Source organism: Microcystis sp. M_QC_C_20170808_M3Col (assembly GCF_007095505.1).
GTDB lineage: Bacteria > Cyanobacteriota > Cyanobacteriia > Cyanobacteriales > Microcystaceae > Microcystis.
On the sequence record NZ_SFBY01000161.1, the window covers coordinates 38,642 to 58,051 of the forward strand.

The window sequence follows — 19,410 nt, forward strand, 5'->3', positions numbered from 1 at the left end:
GAGATGTGGTAGGCTAAGTAGATGAACATGAGTAAGCTTAACTCTGTGGGGTTAAACTTTTGTTTATATTCACTGATAGTAGCATCCTAATTTATGTTTAACGGCGTATAAACTTAGAAATTATCGAGAATGGGGCATGGTTGAGAGTATAGATTACAAAAAATTAATGGCAACGACCTTAAGCAAAATGGAGGTAATGCAGGCTCGTATCCATGAATTAGAGACGAGACAAAGTGAATCCATTGCGGTGGTCGGAATGGCTTGTCGTTTTCCGGGAGGTATTAATTCCCCAGAAAAGTATTGGAGTTTTTGTCAAGCTGGACTTGATGCGATAGTAGAAGTTCCTAAAAGCCGTTGGGATATATCAAAACTGTATTCTCAAGAACCAACTTTAGGAAAAATGAACACCGCTTATGGGGGATTTCTTCAAGAGAATATCACAGAATTTGATGCCCGTTTCTTTTCGATCTCAGCAAGAGAAGCCGCCTCCATGGATCCTCAACAAAGGTTACTCTTAGAAGTTGCTTGGGAAGCCTTAGAAAATGCCAATTTACCTCTGAAAAATTTAGCCGATAATAAGGTAGGGGTATTTGTGGGGATTACTAGCATTGACCATGCCCTGAAGGTTTACGGCACAAACTATGATCAAATTGACTCTTTTTTTGGCACCGGCAATGCTCTAAGCGCAGCCGCTGGCAGGCTATCTTATTTTCTCAATCTTCACGGTCCTTGTCTCTCGATTGATGCAGCCTGTGCCTCCTCATTAGTAGCCGTCCATCAGGGGATTCGTAGCCTGAGAAATCGTGAATGTGAACTCGCTTTAGTGGGTGGGGTAAACCTCATTTTAGAACCCGCAATTACGATTACTCTTTCTCAGTCGGGAATGATGTCCCCCGATGGGCGTTGCAAGACTTTCGATGCCTCTGCAAATGGATATGTGCGAGGGGAAGGCTGTGGGGTTTTAATTTTAAAAACTTTATCAGAAGCCCAGAAAAACGGGGATCAAATTCTTGCCCTGTTGCGAGGTTCGGCGGTGAATCATAATGGCGCTGCTGCAGGTTTAACCGTACCCAGTGGACCCGCCCAGCAAGAATTGCTCCGTCAAGCTCTAGCTGATGCCAGAATAGTCCCTGAAGATGTCAGCTACATAGAAGCTCATGGCACAGGTACTTCTTTAGGAGATCCCATCGAATTGAATGCCATTGCCTCAGTTTATGGAAAGCGCTCCGACCCTCTTTATGTCGCCTCAGTGAAAACCAATATCGGCCACCTTGAAGCCGCTGCTGGCATGGCGGGAATAATTAAAACAATTCTGATTCTTCAACAGGGTAAAATCCCTCCCCATCTTCATTTCCAAAGCCCTAATCCTCTGGTTGATTGGGAAGACCATCCTATTAAAATTCCTACTCAAAATATACCTTGGCCGAATAACAATAAAGTACCCATAGCTGGGGTAAGTTCTTTCGGGTTTTCCGGCACAAATGCCCATGTCATTGTTCAACAAGCACCCGTCAGCAAAATCTCAGAAATTCAACAACAAATTCCTAGTCATCTCTTAACTCTTTCAGCCCACAACACAACCGCTTTAAAAGAATTAGCTAAACGTTTTCATACCCTCCTAGAATCTCATCCTGAAATTGGAGATATTTGTTATAGTGCAGCTGTCGGAAGGATAGATTTACCTGAACGTTTAGCCATTGTTGGCGATACTTGTCCAGAATTACAACAAAGATTAGCCGCTTTTGCTGAAGAAAACCCACTTGATGATTTGACTTTTTATCAACGTTTTACATCAGAAAAATCCCCTAAAATTGTTTTTCTTTTTACAGGGCAAGGGGCTTGTTATCCCGGCATGGGGCATCAACTCTATCAAACTCAGCCAACATTTCGTCAATATATTGATCAATGTGCCGAAATATTAGCGAAGTATTTAGACCATCCTTTAACTGAAATATTATTTGGTGAACAGACCGATTTACTCAATCAAACCGCTTACGCTCAACCGGCTATATTCGCCCTAGAATATTCCCTAACAATGCTATGGAAATCTTGGGGAATTACCCCCAGTTTACTGATTGGCCATAGTGTGGGAGAATATGTAGCAGCTTGTATCGCAGGAGTATTTAGCTTAGAAGCTGGACTCGCCTTAATTGTCAAACGGGGGCAATTAATGCAAACCACAACCTCCGGGAAAATGGCTTCAATTTTTGCTGATGAAGAGACAGTAAGTTCCCTAATTAAAAATTATAATGAAACGGTTTCAATAGCTGCCATTAATCACCCTCAACAGATTGTTATTGCTGGAGAAAGTGCCAGCCTTGAGGAAGTTATTAGCACCTGCAAAAAGCAAAAAATTCCCGCCCAATATCTCCCCGTTACTCAGGCTTTTCATTCCCCTTTAATGGAGCCAATTTTAAAAGAATTTGAAAAAGAGGCTCGTCAAATTTCTTATCAACGACCCCAAATTCTCTTACTTTCAGGACTTGATGGAGAGGTTTTAGAAAATGCACCAGATGCCACTTATTGGAGCAAACAATGCCGAGAACCAGTAAGATTTTTGTCGAGTTTGATAACCGCTTTCAACAAGGGATATAACCTATTTTTAGAAGTGGGACCAAGACCAATACTGGCAGAACAAGGTCGTCGTTATAAAGATGAGGTCATCTGGTTAAGTTCTCTCAATCGTGGCTTAGATAACTGGCATACAATTCTTTCAGCCTTGGGACAACTCTACCTCAATGGCCTGCCTTTCAACCCAGAACAATTCAATCAGAATTATGGCTATAAAAAAGTCAGATTGCCGAACTATCCCTTTCAAAGAAAACCTTTCCAATTTCAGCCTAATCCTCGAACAGAAAATCAGAGCATTGACAAAATATTCCTAGACTCACAAACTTCTAACCTTACCGAAACCACAGTTTTTAATATGCAAAAGCATCAACAGGAAATCCGTAATAAATTAAAATCAATTCTGGCTTTACTTCTGAAAGAAGATGAGAACGATCTGCCGGAGGATGAGACATTACTAAACTTAGGAGCAGACTCAATTATCTTGACTGACTTTTCTCGCAAAATTGAAGAAAAATTTCAAGTCAAAGTGAAAATAGATCAACTCTTTACCGATTTACAAACTCTTGTTGATATCTCCGAATACCTCGGCCAATTTGTAAAAGAAAAACCCTTAGAAAATACTTCAAAAATAACAACTAAAGTTATCGATGACGAGACAGAATTAAGCAATTATCTGCAAGTCATTAATCAATTGCAACCCATCGCTACAGCCTATATCATCAAGGCTTTAGAGTCCTTAGGGAAAAAACTTAATCAGGGGGAACAATGGACAATAGAAACCCTAAGACAAACCTTACCTATTGCTCCTAAATATCACATTTTGCTCAATCGTTATTTGCAGGATTTAGAGCAAGCTAATATTCTTCAAAATCAAGGGAATGTTTGGACTGTCAAAAACTTGCCTGAGTATTTTTCCTTACCCCAAGCCCTACAAAAGCTAGAAAAAATTTGTCCGTCTGCAAAACCTGAATTAGAAATGTTGCAACGCTGCGGCGAAAATTTAGCAGAAGTTCTTAAGGGAAATACAGATCCCTTGACATTAATTTTCCCAGAAGGTTCCGTTGCTCATGCAGAAAGTATCTATGGCAACTCTCCCGTATCTCGATTGATGAATCAACGAGTTGCCCAAGCTATTAACCAGATTTTAAAGAACTTTTCTAATAGTGATCGCCCCTATCGAATTCTCGAAATAGGAGGAGGAACTGGTGCCACTTCAGAAGCAATTCTTAACCACTTAAACCTCGATCATGTCACTTATTCTTTTAGCGAAGTTTCTCCCTTCTTACTGCATCAAGCTAGGCAAAAATTTCAGAAAAAATATAACCTAAACTTTCATCAACTAGACATTGAAAAGTCCCCCATTTCTCAGGGGATACCTGCCCATACTTATCATATTGTTGTGGCCGCTAACGTCCTTCATGCAACCCGAAATATTACAGAAACTCTAACCCATATTCGGGAACTTCTGCGCCCCGGCGGTTACTTAGTTCTCCTCGAAACCGTAGAAAATAACTCATGGCTGAATTTAACCTTTGGATTAACCCCCGGATGGTGGCGCTTTCAGGATCAACAATTACGCTCAGATACTCCCTTATTAAGGGGTGAAAATTGGTGTTCCGTTTTAAAAAGTTGTGGGTTTGCTACGGCGAATAGTTTCTCTAAACAAAACAATATTCCCATTAACAATGGACAAGAATTAATTCTTGCTTGTGTGCCAGATGAAACCCTCTCAATTCCTGCAATGCCTAAGCTCACTGTCTCTGGTGAAAGCTCTGGTAAAGAAGCCTTAATGATGGCTCAATTACAATCTTTAAAAGACCTAAAAGACCTCCATGAAAAAACCATTATCAAGCAATTAGAAGTTCTTCAAACTGCCCCCGTCTCCCCCAGTATAGCCCCCGAAATATTAACGAATCAGACTCAAATCATTCCTGCCCAAAGCTCTAAAATAGAAACTTACCCGCCGGTTTCTCAAGAGAAGCCCAAATCTCCTGAGAAACCTAGTTCTCCCAATTTAAACCCCTTAGCCTTAAAGCTCACTGAGAACAAATCCTTAACCGAACAACAACAAGCCTTTATTCAAAATTTACAGGGTATTTATAACCAGAAAACCGCCAAATCAAAAGCCTATTCACAAAATAGCCGTAAGACAATGGTAGATGTTAAACCGACCATTGACTTCCGCATGGCCTTAAAAGAATTTCAATATCCCATTGTTTCAGAATCCGCTCAAGGGGCTTATTTTAAGGACATTGATGGCAATAATTACATTGACTTAGCCATGGGGTTTGGGGTTAACTTTTTTGGGCATAGTCCTGATTTTGTCATTGAAGCGGTTCAAGAACAAATAAATCGAGGAATAGGTTTAGGAATGCAGTCAAATCTGGCCGCCGAAACCGCCGCTTTAATTAGTGAAATGGGCCGAGTCGAAAGAGTCGCTTTTAGTAATACGGGAACCGAGGCGATTATGGCGGCTGTTCGCATTGCTCGCTCCCGTACAAAACGTCAAAAAATCGTTATGTTTGCCGGCTCCTATCATGGAACTTTTGACGGCATCTTAGCACGAGTAGGAGAAGATAAAACCACTGCTCAACCTTTAAGTCTAGGCACCCCTTTAGGAATGGTTGAAGACGTAATAGTCTTGAGTTATGGAGTTGAAGAAAGCCTCGATATTATTGCTACTCATGCTGATGATTTAGCCGCCGTATTAGTCGAACCAGTTCAAAGTCGCAAACCCGATTTACAGCCTCAAGAATTTCTGCAAAAACTACGACAAATAACCCACAAAAAAGGAATCACACTCATTTTTGATGAAATTATTACTGGCTTTCGGATTGCTCCGGGAGGAGCGCAAGAATGGTTCAATGTTGAAGCCGATATAGTCATTTATGGTAAGGCCATTGGAGGAGGTTTACCAATTAGTATGATCTGCGGTAAAGCAGATTTCTTAGATACCGTTGACGGCGGTTTCTGGCAGTACGGAGATGACTCTCATCCCCAAACCGAGTTAACCGCTTTTGGGGGAACTTTTTGTCGTCATCCTTTAGCCCTTGCTGCTTGTCGTGCTGTGCTGTTACATCTTCGGGAAAACAGTACAACGATTCAAGAAAAAGTGAATCAATTAACTCATCGATTAGCCACCGAAGTCAATCAGTTTTTTCAAGAAATAGGCATTCCGATTCGGGTTGTCAATTTTGGCTCTTTATTCCGCTTTGAACCTTTTGGAGCTTATAGTATCTTCTTACAACCCATCGAATTACCCCTCTTTTATTATCTATTAAATCTCAAAGGGATCTACACATGGGAAAAACGAGTTTGTTTTCTCTCCACCTGCCATACTAATGAAGATATAGACAAAGTTATAGTAGCTGTCAAAGAAGCGATTACGGAATTGCAGCAAGCCGGTTTTTTTGCTAATGCTAAACGCCCCCAAGTCAAGAAAGAAGAAAAAAAGCCGCTCTCTGAAGATGAAGATGGTAGGGGACATTTACCATCTTTAAATCAATCCTTTCCCACCAGTGAAGCTCAACGTCAGCTTTGGTTATTAGCTGAATTAGACCGTAATGCTTCAGCATCCTATAACGTCACAACATCCCTAGAATTACGAGGTTCTTTAGATGTTTACATTTTAGAAAAAACGATTAATCAAGTTATTAATCGCCATGAAGCTTTGCGAACCCAAATTATAGAACAAGGAGAATTACAGGAAGTTGTCAATGAAGTTAACATTAAATTAAAACTAATTGATTTGAAGGATGAAGATAATCCCGAAGCGACGGCATTAGCGTTACGATCTCAGTTTTCCCAAAAACCCTTTGACTTGTCGATTGCCCCCTTATTTGCTGTGATTTTAATGCGCTTAAAACCTGACCATTATCTGCTATCTTTAAAAACTCATCATATTGTGGCAGATGGTTGGTCACTAGGATTAATTTTGCAGGAAATTGGTCAATTTTATTCATCCTCAAATAACACAACTAAAGAGGTTCTCAAACCACCGATGCAGTTTCGGCAATATTTAACTTTGCGAGCGCAAGAGACGCAAAGTCCACAAATGTTAGAGCATCGGGATTTTTGGTTGAAAACCTATCAGGAAGATCTGCCAACCTTTGAGCTTCCCACCGACTTTCCCCGTCCCGCCGTTAAAACCTACACTGGTGGACAAGAAAGTCAAGTCATTCCTTCTGAAGTTGGGCAAAATTTGCAGAAAGTAGGACGCAAAAATAAAGCTACATTATTTATGACGATGTTCGCCGCTTATACTGCTTTTTTGCGTCGAATTTCTGGCCATAAAGATTTAGTCATTGGTATTCCTATTTCTGGGCGACAAATAGAAGGCAGTGACAACTTAGTAGGCTTTTGTTCTCAATTTTTACCCCTGCGGATACAAGTCGATGCTACCACCTCTTTTATTGAACATTTACAACATACTAAACAAACCCTGATAGACGCTTTTCGCCATCAGAGTTATACTTTAGAGGATTTATTAGCAGCTTTACAATTACCTAGAGATTTTTCTCGTTCCCCTCTCATTTCGGTATCTTTTAACATGGATCCTAGTTTAACTCTGCCTGAGTTTAAAGACTTAAAAGTATCCTTGCCACCGGAACCGATTGGTTACACCCCTTTTGATCTAGGATTTAACTTAATTGAACTTAATGATAACCTCATTATTTACTGCAATTACAATACAGAACTCTTTAAAAAAGAGACAATTAAACAATTTATTGAAAGCTTTGAAATTTTGCTGAGGGGAATCATTGACGATGCTAATAATCTTCTTTATCAGTTACCTTTATTAACCTCAGTCCAACAAGAGCAGTTACTCAGACAATTAACGGGAAAAACTCGCAAAATCCCTGAAAAATCCACCATCATTGATGACTTTGTAGCTCAAGTTAAATTAACCCCTAATGCTCCCGCCTTAATTGCGGGAAAAATTAGCCTTAGCTATCAAGAATTAAATGAAAAAGTCAATCGTCTTACTCATTATTTACAGCAGGAATATCAGCTAGGTGTAGGAAAAGTGATTGGGGTGATGCTCCAGCGTGATCACAACTTAATCATCGGGATTCTGGCTACCTTTAAAACTGGAGCGACTTACGTTCCTATAGACTCTCAATATCCTAACAGTCGCATTGAGTTTATTTTAAAAGATAGTGGCTGTCATGTTTGCCTAACGGAGAGTAATTTTATCTCTAAGTTACCTGAAAAAATAGAGAAAATTTGCTTAGATAAAATCGATCCTATTGTTGAAAAATATGACAAAAATGAGCCTAAAATATTCCGCAACTCTAGCCAAACCGCCTATATTTTCTACACTTCAGGCTCAACTGGTAATCCTAAAGGAGTCATGGGCCGTCACATCTCAATTTTGAATGTTATTCAAAGCTTACGACTTACCTTTGATTTAGATAAACATCCTGAATGGCGCTATATTTTCACAGCTGCTGTTACTCATGATCCATCTATTCGTAATATTTTTCTCCCCTTAACCATAGGTGCATCCCTATATATGTACGAAATAAAATATATAGGACATTTGGTTTCTTTCTTACAGGAAAATCAAATTAATGCCCTACACACCACCCCATCTATCTATCGAGAAATCTTCGGGCTACTTGAACCAGAAGAAACTATTTCCAGCTTAAAATATATCTCGGTAGGAGGGGAAAAATTAGATCGGGAAACTGCCTTAGCTTTACGGAAACGTTTTCCAGCAGAAATTGTTAGCAATGTCTACGGATCTACAGAAACTTGTGTAGGAGTATCCCAGTATGAAATCACGGAAAACTTAGACAGCGAAATCCCCCTCGGTCAAGTTTTCCATAACAATCGCTTAGGGGTTCTTGATGAATTTAATAATCCCGTTCCCCTCCATGTAATCGGCGAAATTTGTGTAGAAGGTGCCGCCCTAGCATCGGGTTATCATAACCAACCCGAAATGACTCAAGAAAAATTTAAACCTAGCTTTCTTGATGAGACAAAAACTCTCTTTAGAACCGGCGATTTAGGCAAGCAAACTGCTCCCGGTATCATTGAGTTTATAGGACGAAAAGATAATCAAGTTAAGGTCAATGGTTATCGAATTGATCCCGGAGAAATTGAATATCAATTGACTCGTTATGCTCCCATTGAAAGAGCGATTGTTTTACCCGTTCAAGTGAATAATCAAACTCAATTATCTGCTTACTGTCAAACAGACAAAATTCTGGAAATTGCTGAGATTCGAGAATTTCTTGCCAAATTTTTACCAGTTTATATGATTCCGAGTTACTTTATTTTTTTAAAGCAATTCCCCTTAACTCGACATGGGAAACTTGACCTGCACTCCCTGAGAGAACTCAGAGAAACCGGTAAATCTCTGGTTAATTCTAATTATGTTGCACCCCGGAATTATTTAGAATCCAATCTCGTTAGCATCTGGGAAAAAATTCTCTCTAAATATCCTATCGGTATTTTTGATAACTTCTTTGAAATTGGCGGTCATTCTCTACTCTTATCAAGGGTTGTAACCCGGGTTCATAAAGAACTAAATGTATCCGTAAAATTGGCTGACTTCTTTAAAGTTCCAACCATTGCTGGATTGGCGACTTTAATCTCCCAGACTCAATACAATTATCAAGAACCCATTGCGGCAATTCCCCCCCAAAAATCCTATCCGATGTCTCATGGTCAGCGTCGTCTTTGGGCTTTAGAATTTCTAGATCACAATCATAATGCTTACGGAATGCCCAGTGCTTATCAATTCAAGGGCAATCTTAATATTGATGCTTTTGAAAATGCCTTTCAACAGTTAATTCAACGCCATGAAATTTTGCGGACAACCTTTACTTTAATCAATAATCAACCCCGTCAAGTTGTCCATAATCAAATGAACTTTGTCATTAAACAAATAGACCTGACAGCTTATGTTAGGACAGAACAAGAAAACTTGATCGAAGAAGCGATTGCCCATAATGCCAAAACGACTTTTGATTTAGAAGTCGGACCGTTACTTAAAGTTAACTTACTTAAACTAAGCCAAGAGAATTACATCGTCTTGTTTAATATGCACCATATCATTTCTGATGGTTGGTCAGCAGGGGTTTTAATTAAAGATTTCCTCACCCATTATCACGCCTATGGACAAGAAAATTACCAATTAATGCCCCCTCTCAGAATTCATTATAAAGACTATACTTCTTGGCAAGAAAGTCAATTAGAAACCTCGAAACTTCAAGGTCAACGGGATTACTGGTTAGCTAAATTAACTCCTGTCCCTGTGCGTCTTAACTTACCTGTTGATTATCCGCGCCCACCTGTTAAAAGTTTTCAAGGAAATACAATTACATGGCAACCTGAACCCGAATTGATCGATACTTTTGAGAAGTTAATTAAAGCACAAGAAGCCAGTTTATTTATGGGTTTGGTTAGTTTGGTTAAGAGTTTTCTATTCCGTTATACTGAGCAAAATGAAATTACAATAGGCTCTGCTATCGCCGGCAGAAATCATCCTGATTTAGAAGAGCAAATCGGATTTTATGTTAACACTCTAGTCCTGCGGGATCAGATAGCAGATCACGACAGTTTTACGGATGTCCTTAGCAAAGTAAAAACAACCACTTTAGAGGCTTATGATAATCAAGACTATCCCTTTGATCAGATCGTATCTGATTTGAATTTACAACGAGATCCTAGCCGGAATGCTCTCTTTGATGTTGCAATTGTCCTGCAAAATAATCAAAATGTAGATCTCGCCTTGAACGGAATTACAGTTAACTCCATTGACCCCAAAATGATTACCGCTAAATTTGATTTAGAATTTATCTTTGTTGAGGAAGAAGAACTTTATCTCAAGCTAATCTACAACACAGATATATTTATCCATGAGCGAATTTTATTGATCATAGATTTGTTAAAAAATTGGCTAGAGCAAGTTTTAAAATTTGCCCATGAACCTTTGATAAACTTATCCTTAGCTTCCTCAGAAAATCTGATTCAAGAGGAGCAGGATCTGTTCGCAGAAGACTTTAATTTTTAGTCAACAGCAATTATACGAGCAGGAGATTTTAATGAAGACAAAACTACCGATTCTTGGCATTTTAGGGGGTATGGGGCCAGTGGTTACCGCCGAATTTCTTAAGTCGATTTATGAATATAACCCTTTTATTGATAAGGAACAAGAAGCCCCTAATGTCATCGTTTTTTCTCTTCCCTCTGCACCTGATCGCACAGGTTCTATTGATAGTGGAAAAGAAAGAGAATTTATTGATTTTATCCAAGTCAATTTGGAACATCTCAATAAACTGGCTGATTGCATAGTCATTGGCTGTTGTACGGCTCATTATGCTCTACCTCAGATTCCCGAAAATCTGACGGATAAACTTATTTCCTTAATTAAAATAGCGGATCAAGAACTCCAAGAATATAATGAACCTACCCTTTTACTTGCTAGTACAGGGACTTACCAGAAAAAATTATTTCATGAAGGCTGCACCACCGCAGATCTGATTATTTCTCTCTCAGAAAGTGATCAAAAGTTGATTCATGAAATGATCTATAAAGTGCTAAAAAGAGGACACGATCCGTTAAGTATTCTTAGGGATATAGAAGCATTATTAGAGAAATATAACACTCGCTCCTATATTTCTGGGTGTACCGAATTTCATCTCTTAACAAAATCTCTCAAACTCAAAGGAATTGACTCCATTAAAGCGATCGATCCTTTAAGTACCATCGCTCAAAACTTTTCTCAGTTAATCATCAAACAAGCTCAGGTAGATCTAGTGACCGACTGCCATCAACCTTCAAACCCAAAAAGCCCTTGACCATCGCACCCCTAGGAGGTACAATTCAAACTTGAATTGGCCACTTCTGACTTTTAACTTGCGCGTAGCGATATACTGATTCATAGGGTTTTCGAGATTGGTTCTATTTTTGATAAAGAGGTGTAAAAAAAATGTCTAAGCATTCAATCAGTTTTGGAGGACAATTGGAAGATAATTGGCGGACTCTGTCAGAAGTCTTAGAAAGTGCCACTAAACATAATAATCATGGAATTACTTATATTAAAAATGACGCAACTGAATATTTTCAGAGTTATCAAGACTTATATCAAGATGCTCTGGTTATTTTAAATGGACTGGAAAAAAAAGGAATAAAATTAGGGCATAAAGTCATTCTACAAATTGCCAAAAATCAAGACTTTATTCCCGCACTCTGGGCTTGTTTTTTAGGGGGAATTATTCCAGTTCCTTTGACCGTTGCTCCTAGCTATGATCTGGAAAATTCTGCCGTCAAAAAACTAGAGAATGTTTGGAAAATTTTAGACAATCCTTTGATATTATCCGACAGTGAACTAATTACTGAAATTGAAAAATTAGGAACTTACTCTCATCTAGAAGGGTGGCAAGTTATCTCGGTTAATGAACTCAGAAAAGCCCCCTCTAAAGTCCATCAATTACCGATTATTGATCCACAAGATACGGCCTTATTACTCTTTACTTCGGGTAGTACGGGTATGCCCAAGGGAGTAATATTAACTCATCATAATATTCTGTCCATGACTGCTGGTACAGTGGCAATGAACCACTTTACCCAACAAGAAGTTACCCTTAATTGGATGCCCTTAGATCATGTAGGAGCTATCGTATTTTTAGGAATTATGGCGGTAGATTTGGCTTGTCATCAAATTCATGTTCCGATGGAATTAGTCCTACGCCAACCTCTCCAATGGTTAGACCTCATTCAAAAGCATCAAGTAAGCATTTCTTGGTCCCCTAACTTTGCATTTTCCTTAATTAATCAACAGGCCGAAGAACTTAAGCACGCCTCTTATAACCTCTCCTCAATGAAATTTTTAGTGAATGCTGGCGAGCAAGTTTCAGTAAAAACGATTCGCCTATTCTTAGAAATTCTTGAAAAACATCAACTACGGGAGAGAGCGATTAAACCAGCTTTTGGCATGACTGAATCCTGTTCTGGGATTACTTGGTCAGCCGGTTTAAGTAAAAATGAACTCACCGAAGAAAATAGTTTTGTCTCTCTAGGAAAGCCGATTCCTGGAGCAACTATCCGGATAGTCGATCAGGAAAATAATCCTTTACCTGAAAGAGAAATTGGAAAGCTTCAAATTCAAGGTAATTCTGTTACTAAAGGATATTACAATAATACTGAACTCAACCTGGAAGTTTTTCAAGAAGGGTGGTTTACTACGGGAGATTTGGGGTATTTATTTAATGGGGAACTCTTTATTACTGGGCGAGAAAAACAAGAAATTATAATTAATGGTGTTAATTACTTTGCCCATGAACTTGAAACAACAATCGAAGAATTAGAAGGGGTTAATGTATCTTATACAGCCGCCTTTGCCGTCTTTGATCAAAGTCGAGAAACTGACTTATTAATTATTACTTTTAGCCCAGAATCTGATCAATTTGAACACTGGATAAAAGTTGTTAGAAAAATTCGCAGTCATTTGACCCAAAAATTCGGGATTGCTCCAGCTTATGTCATTCCCTTAGAAAGGAATTTAGTTCCTAAAACCTCTATTGGCAAGGTTCAAAAATCTAAATTAAAAAAGGATTTTGAACAGGGATTATTTACCAGCCTTATCCAAGAAATAGATCAATATTTAGCAAAAGAGCGCCAGAAAAATCAAACCTTACCTCAATCAGAAAATGAACGTCAAATAGCAGCAGTTTGGAGTGAGGTTTTACAGTTAACCTCAGTTGGTTTAGAGGATAACTTCTTTGAACTAGGGGGACATTCTATACACTTAATCCGAGTTCAAAATGAACTTGAAAAACTTTTTAACCGTCAGCTATCCCTTGCTGAAATGTTTAAAAATCCTACCGTTGCCACCCTAGCCCGTTTCTTAAGCGAAGAATCAAATACCACTCAAGTTATAGCACAAAAAAGCCGTCAACGTGCCGAAAATCGGACCCGTCGCCATAATGAAACCCATGACATTGCAATTATTGGTATGGCGGGGCAATTCCCAGGGGCTAAAAATTTAACAACCTTCTGGGAAAATTTAAAAAATGGAATCGAAACTATCTCTTTCTTTTCGGAAGAAGAATTACAAGAGTCGGGAGTGTCTCCGGAACTCTTTAATCAGCCTAATTATGTTAGAGCTAGACCAATTCTCGATCAAGTTGAATACTTTGACAGCGAATTTTTTGGCTATACAGATAGAGAGGCAGAATTACTAGACCCTCAGCAACGTTTACTTCTTGAATGTAGTTGGGAATGTTTAGAAAACGCTGGTTATAATCCTAGTACTTATCAAGGAGCAATTGGTATATTTGCTGGCGCAAGTATGAACACCTATTTGATAAATAATTGTTATCCTAATCGGGGTCAATTAGATAGTAATGACGAGTTACAACCCTTCACACTAGATTCAACGGGAGGGTTTCAAACAATGGTAGCTAATGACAAAGACTATTTAACAACGCGAATTTCTTATAAACTAAACTTACAGGGCCCAAGCGTTAATGTTCAAACTGCTTGCTCTACTGGATTAGTTGTAGTTCATCTCGCTTGTCAGAGTCTAATTAGTGGAGAAAGTGACATGGCTCTAGCTGGAGCTGCTTCAATTAATTCTCCTCAAAAAATTGGTTACTTATATCAAGAAGGACTGATCATGTCTCCTGATGGTCATTGTCGCGCCTTTGATGCTGAAGCAAAAGGGACTATTTTTGGCAGTGGAGTAGGAGTAATTCTGCTCAAAAGATTGTCAGATGCTTTAGCCGATCATGACCATATTTATGCAGTTATTAAAGGCTCTGCTATTAATAATGATGGTGGCCAAAAATTAGGATTTACTGCGCCTGGTGGAGAGGGTCAAATTGCTGCCGCTACGGAAGCCCTAGCCTTTGCCGGTGTTGATGCTAATACAATTAGTTTTGTGGAAGCTCATGGCACAGGAACCCCCCTTGGAGATCCCATTGAAGTTGATGCTTTAGCTAAAGTTTATCAGGGTGCAAATGAGGGAGAATGTGCTTTAGGTTCAGTAAAAACTAATATCGGACATATGCAGATTGCTTCCGGTATTGCTGGTTTAATTAAAGCGACTTTAGCCCTCAAATATAGAGTTATTCCACCTACATTACATTTCCAAAATCCTAACCCTCAAATTAATTTTTCTCAGACTCCTTTTTATATTAATAATGAAGCTATTTCTTGGACTACTAAGCAAGACAAGGACGAAAAATTACCCCGACGGGCAGGGGTAAACTCTTTAGGTATTGGCGGGGTTAATGCTCATGTTATTCTAGAAGAAGCTCCTCCCATTATTCCTCAAGACAATCAGAGCAAACGTCCCTATCATTTGCTCACCCTTTCCGCTCGAACCGAACCGGCTTTAACAGATTTAGTAAGTCGCTACATAGACTTTTTAGAAAGTCAACCTGAAAAGGATATGTCTGATGTAGTATTTACGGCCAATACAGGCCGAGTTCATTTCTCGAATCGTTTAGCCTTAACTGGCTATAAAAACAGTGATTTTATTGAACAATTACGTCAGTTCAAGCAACTAGATTATCAGTCAACTATTCATGGTATAGTTGATGAAAAAAGACCGCCTAAAATTGCCTTTTTATTTACAGGACAAGGTTCTCAATATGCAGGGATGGCTCATCAACTCTATCAGACTCAACCCACCTTTAGAAAAACTTTAGACGCAGGGGAAAACTACTATCAAAAACTAACGGGTAAATCCCTGCTAAACGTCGTATTTGCTGATACAGATGACCCCTTAAACCAAACCGCTTATACCCAACCGGCACTATTTCTGATTGAAGTTGCTCTCGCTCAATTATGGCATTCTTGGGGAATTCAACCGGCCGCCATTTTAGGGCATAGTTTAGGAGAATATTCTGCTGCTTGTTTTGCTGGCGTTTTTGATCTTGAAAGTGGCTTAAAGCTGGTCACCCATCGAGGCAATTTGATGGGGCAGTTACCCCAAAATCAAGGGGAAATGGCCGCTATTTTTCTCGATAAGAACTCAGTTATTGAGCAGTGCCAAAGCCAAGGCATAAAAATCGCTATTGCTGCCATTAATGCGGAACAACATACCGTTATTTCTGGAGAAAAAAGCGTAATTCAAGAACTCTGTAACCATTTCACTAATGCCGGGGTGAAAGTTCGTCAACTCAAAGTTTCCCATGCTTTTCACTCCCCTTTAGTAGAGCCAATGGTTGCAGAATTTAAAACGATTCTTCAAGAGACTTCTTTCAGTCAACCTCAAATTTCTCTGGTCTCTAACCTAACAGGAGAAATTGCTGATGACAGCATTATGACTCCTGAGTATTGGCTTCAACATTTACTAAATACGGTACAATTTCATCAAGGGGCTTTATTCCTACAATCTCTCGGATGTGATACCTTTATTGAAATTGGACCTCAACCTATTCTCTCAGGAATTGTTCAATCATCCCTATCTTCATCTGAACCTCTAACTCTACCCAGTTTACGCTCAGGATTTTCTGATTGGCAAGTTTTATTAGAAAGTCTGGGCAAACTTTATGTTCGCGGTGCAAAGATAGACTGGTTTAGTTTTGATCAAGACTATCATCCTAGACGATGTGCTTTACCTACTTATCCCTTTCAAAAACGTCAACACTGGATTTCTTTAAAAACCCCATCTGCAACTGTTCCACGGGAATCTAATCTGGTCAAAATGTTATCTGAAAAGGACAAAACTACTTTAATGCAAACCCTCTTAGAAACAGGTCATTATTCTGAAGATGAAAAACCAACAATATCCGCCATTGTTCAACAGTTGATTAAACTCTATTATCAAGAAAAAGAGGACTTTAATTTTGCCAAATTACTTTATCAAGTAGCTTGGCTTCCCTGGGATTTAGCCAACGGTAAGCTACAAAATTTGACCCCCCTTAAAACGGATTTGGAGGTTTACTTAGAACCCCAATTACACTCCTCAGAATTGATGGGAGTTTCTCTCGCTTTTTCCGAAATGGAAAAACTGGCAGCTGACTTTGTAGTTAAAGCTCTGAAAGATTTAGAACTCTTTCAAATGAATACCTTTCTTGATCCCGATCAAAGTTTTATTCAAGCTGAACTCAAACAAGAATATAGAGCTTTCTGGAATCATGTTCTAGAAATATTAGCGAAAGTCGGCATTTTAGAAAAGCAAAATACCCTATGGAAAATTGTTAAAGAACCCGAACACTCTAATCCTGATTTAGCGGTAGAGGATTTAATCAATCATTATCCTAATGCTCAAATAGAACTCAATCTATTTCGACAAGTTGCCACAAATTTAGCAGCCATTATTACGGGAAAAATATCCCCTTTATCTATCCTATTTTCTCAAGATGGACAAGGAGGAGCCAGCGAGTTTTATAAAAATACATCTTCGGCAAAAATTCTCAATCTGGGTATCTCTAAAACCGTTGAACTTCTACTCTCAAGTTATGCTCCCTCAGCTTCCCTCCGCATTCTCGAAATTGGCGCGGGAACTGGAGCTACAACCCAACAGGTTCTTAAAGCTTGTAAGTCTCGTCAAATTACCTACACATTCACTGATGTTTCCCCCTTCTTTCTAGAGAAAGCTAGAGATAATTTGGCTGAATTTTCTGGACTAGAATACAAAGTCCTCGATATTGAAAAAAGTCCGAGATCCCAAGGGTTTTGCTGTCATTCTTATGACTTGATTATCGCAGCTAATGTCTTACACTCTACCGCCAATTTACAAGAGGAAACCTTGCCTCATATTCAAAGTTTACTACGTCCAGGCGGTCATTTATTACTGTTAGAATTAACTCAGCAATCTTCCTGGATTGATTTAATCTTTGGTCTGACCCAAGGTTGGTGGCGTTTTAGCGATTATCATTTGCGCCCAAATCATCCTATAATTACAGCATCGACTTGGGAATCTATTCTGCTTAAATCGGGGTTTTCTCAGGTAGAATTTGTTTCTCCTGATCAAAAAATAGGTAGTGTTTTATTTCAGCAAAGTATTATTCTGGCTCAAAGTTCCGAAATCTCCCCTAACCTCGCTAAAAACTGGCTAATTTTTACTGATGTTGACCCCCAACAAAATACTTTTCCCTTAGCGATTCAAGAGCAACTACTTAAAAAGTGTGATTCCTGTCGGATAATTTATCAAGGGGAGAAAAATACACAAATATCATCTTCTGAGTCTTGTTTGAATGCTAATCAACTACAACAATTAGAGGAATGGTTTGCGTCAAATCCATCTCCAGATCGAATTATTTATCTTTTGAATAGTGATGCCAAAGATCAACCAGAATCCATTTTATTAAATCGCTGTAACTATCTTTTAAATCTTCTCAAAGCTATTCAAACAATCCCTAATCCCCCTCAATTATTCCTTGTCACTCAGGGGGCCCAACCCTTTGAATTAGAACAGCCTTCTTTAGGGTTTCAGTCTCCTCTTTGGGCAATGGGGCGTGTTATTGCCCTAGAAAATCCGCAATTATGGGGAGGTATGCTGGATCTTGATCCCGACCTTGATATTAATCAAAATATTACCGCATTACTATTAGGATTAACTCATGCTCACGATGAGGATCATTTGGTCTTCCGCAAAGGTCAAGGCTATGTTGCTCGTCTGCTTCCTCTGAAGTCTCTAGAGACAAAAACCGTTAAGATTCAACCTGAGGCTACCTACCTAATTACGGGAGGAATAGGACATCTAGGCTTAGAATTGGCGGAACATTTAGTCAATTTAGGAGCAAAACATCTCATTTTAACGACACGCCGCTCATTACCAGCCCGCTTCCTGTGGGATTCAGCAGCCGAATTAGCTCAAATATCAGAAAAAATCAGAAAATTAGAGGAAAAAGGAGCATCAATCGAAGTGATTTCGGCAGACGTTGGCAATTTTGAGGCTATGCAGTCCATATTTACCCAGATTGAAAAAACCGCTTATCCCTTGCGTGGCATTTTCCATCTTGCCGGAATCTCAGGCCGACAAGCTCAATTAAAAGACTGTACTTTGCAGGATCTCGAAGCAGTTTTTCAGGCAAAAGTTAAGGGTTCTTGGAATTTACATCAACTATCTTTGGGTACTCAATTAGACTATTTTGTGCTGTTTTCTTCGGCGGGTGCTATTTGGGGGGCAAAGGAACAAGGCTTATATGATACTGTTAGTCATTGGCTGGATGCTTTGGCTCATTTCCGTCATCTTCAAGGGCTTCCCGCAACGGCTTTAAATTGGGCGTTATTGGCGGGTAATGGTATAGTTTCTCAAGACTATGAGGACTGGCTCAAACAGATTGGTATCAGGGAAATTGCTCCAGATATGGCCTTGAGGGTGATGGATGCTATTATGGCTTCTAATCAAACACAAGTTTTAATCGCTGATGTGGATTGGGTTCGTTTCAAAAATATCTATCAATTTAAAGGCGAGAAACCACTCCTAAAAAATTTAGGACTCTCAGAAATTCCCATTAAGTCTGTTCAAGAATCAGACTCTGTACTGGATCTTTTAGAGGATATTCCTTTAGGAGAACGTCGGGAATATTTGTTAGAATATGTTAGCAAACAAGTCAGAATTATTTTAGGGATTAAATCTATGCCAGATTCAGAACAAGGATTGATAGAAATGGGGATTGATTCCTTATCCTCTATTGAATTGAAAAATCGTTTAGAGAAAGGATTAGAAGTTCTCTTACCCACTTCTTTAGTCTTTGACTTTCCTAATATTAGACGCTTAGTTGATTATCTGTTTGACCGTATTTTCGGTGAAAAAGTTCAAAAAACAGCCCAGAAGATGATTAACTTCACTGAAGTTCAGCAGGAGATTAGTGAGGATTTAATCTTACAAGAACTTACTGATTTGGAGGCTTTTTTAGGAGATTAAAT

Annotated in this window: 3 protein-coding genes; all 3 read left to right on the top strand. The window is 39.1% G+C overall.

Going from position 1 to position 19,410, the window contains the following annotated elements:
* The first annotated feature begins 136 nt into the window (after positions 1-136).
* The 3 genes from EWV84_RS07535 to EWV84_RS07545 all read left to right on the top strand — a co-directional run bounded on the left by EWV84_RS07535 (position 137) and on the right by EWV84_RS07545 (position 19,408).
* Positions 137-10,594 (top strand): non-ribosomal peptide synthetase/type I polyketide synthase, encoded by a 10,458-nt coding sequence (locus EWV84_RS07535; protein WP_287077512.1) that lies wholly within the window; start codon positions 137-139, stop codon positions 10,592-10,594.
* A 31-nt stretch (positions 10,595-10,625) separates the two neighbouring features.
* Positions 10,626-11,381, top strand: a complete 756-nt coding sequence (locus tag EWV84_RS07540; RefSeq protein ID WP_286824305.1) for an aspartate/glutamate racemase family protein — start codon at positions 10,626-10,628, stop codon at positions 11,379-11,381.
* 131 nt (positions 11,382-11,512) lie between these two features.
* Positions 11,513-19,408 carry a type I polyketide synthase gene (locus EWV84_RS07545; protein ID WP_287077513.1) on the top strand — a complete coding sequence of 2,632 codons (7,896 nt, stop codon included), beginning with the start codon at positions 11,513-11,515 and terminating at the stop codon, positions 19,406-19,408.
* The last annotated feature ends 2 nt before the right edge of the window (positions 19,409-19,410 follow it).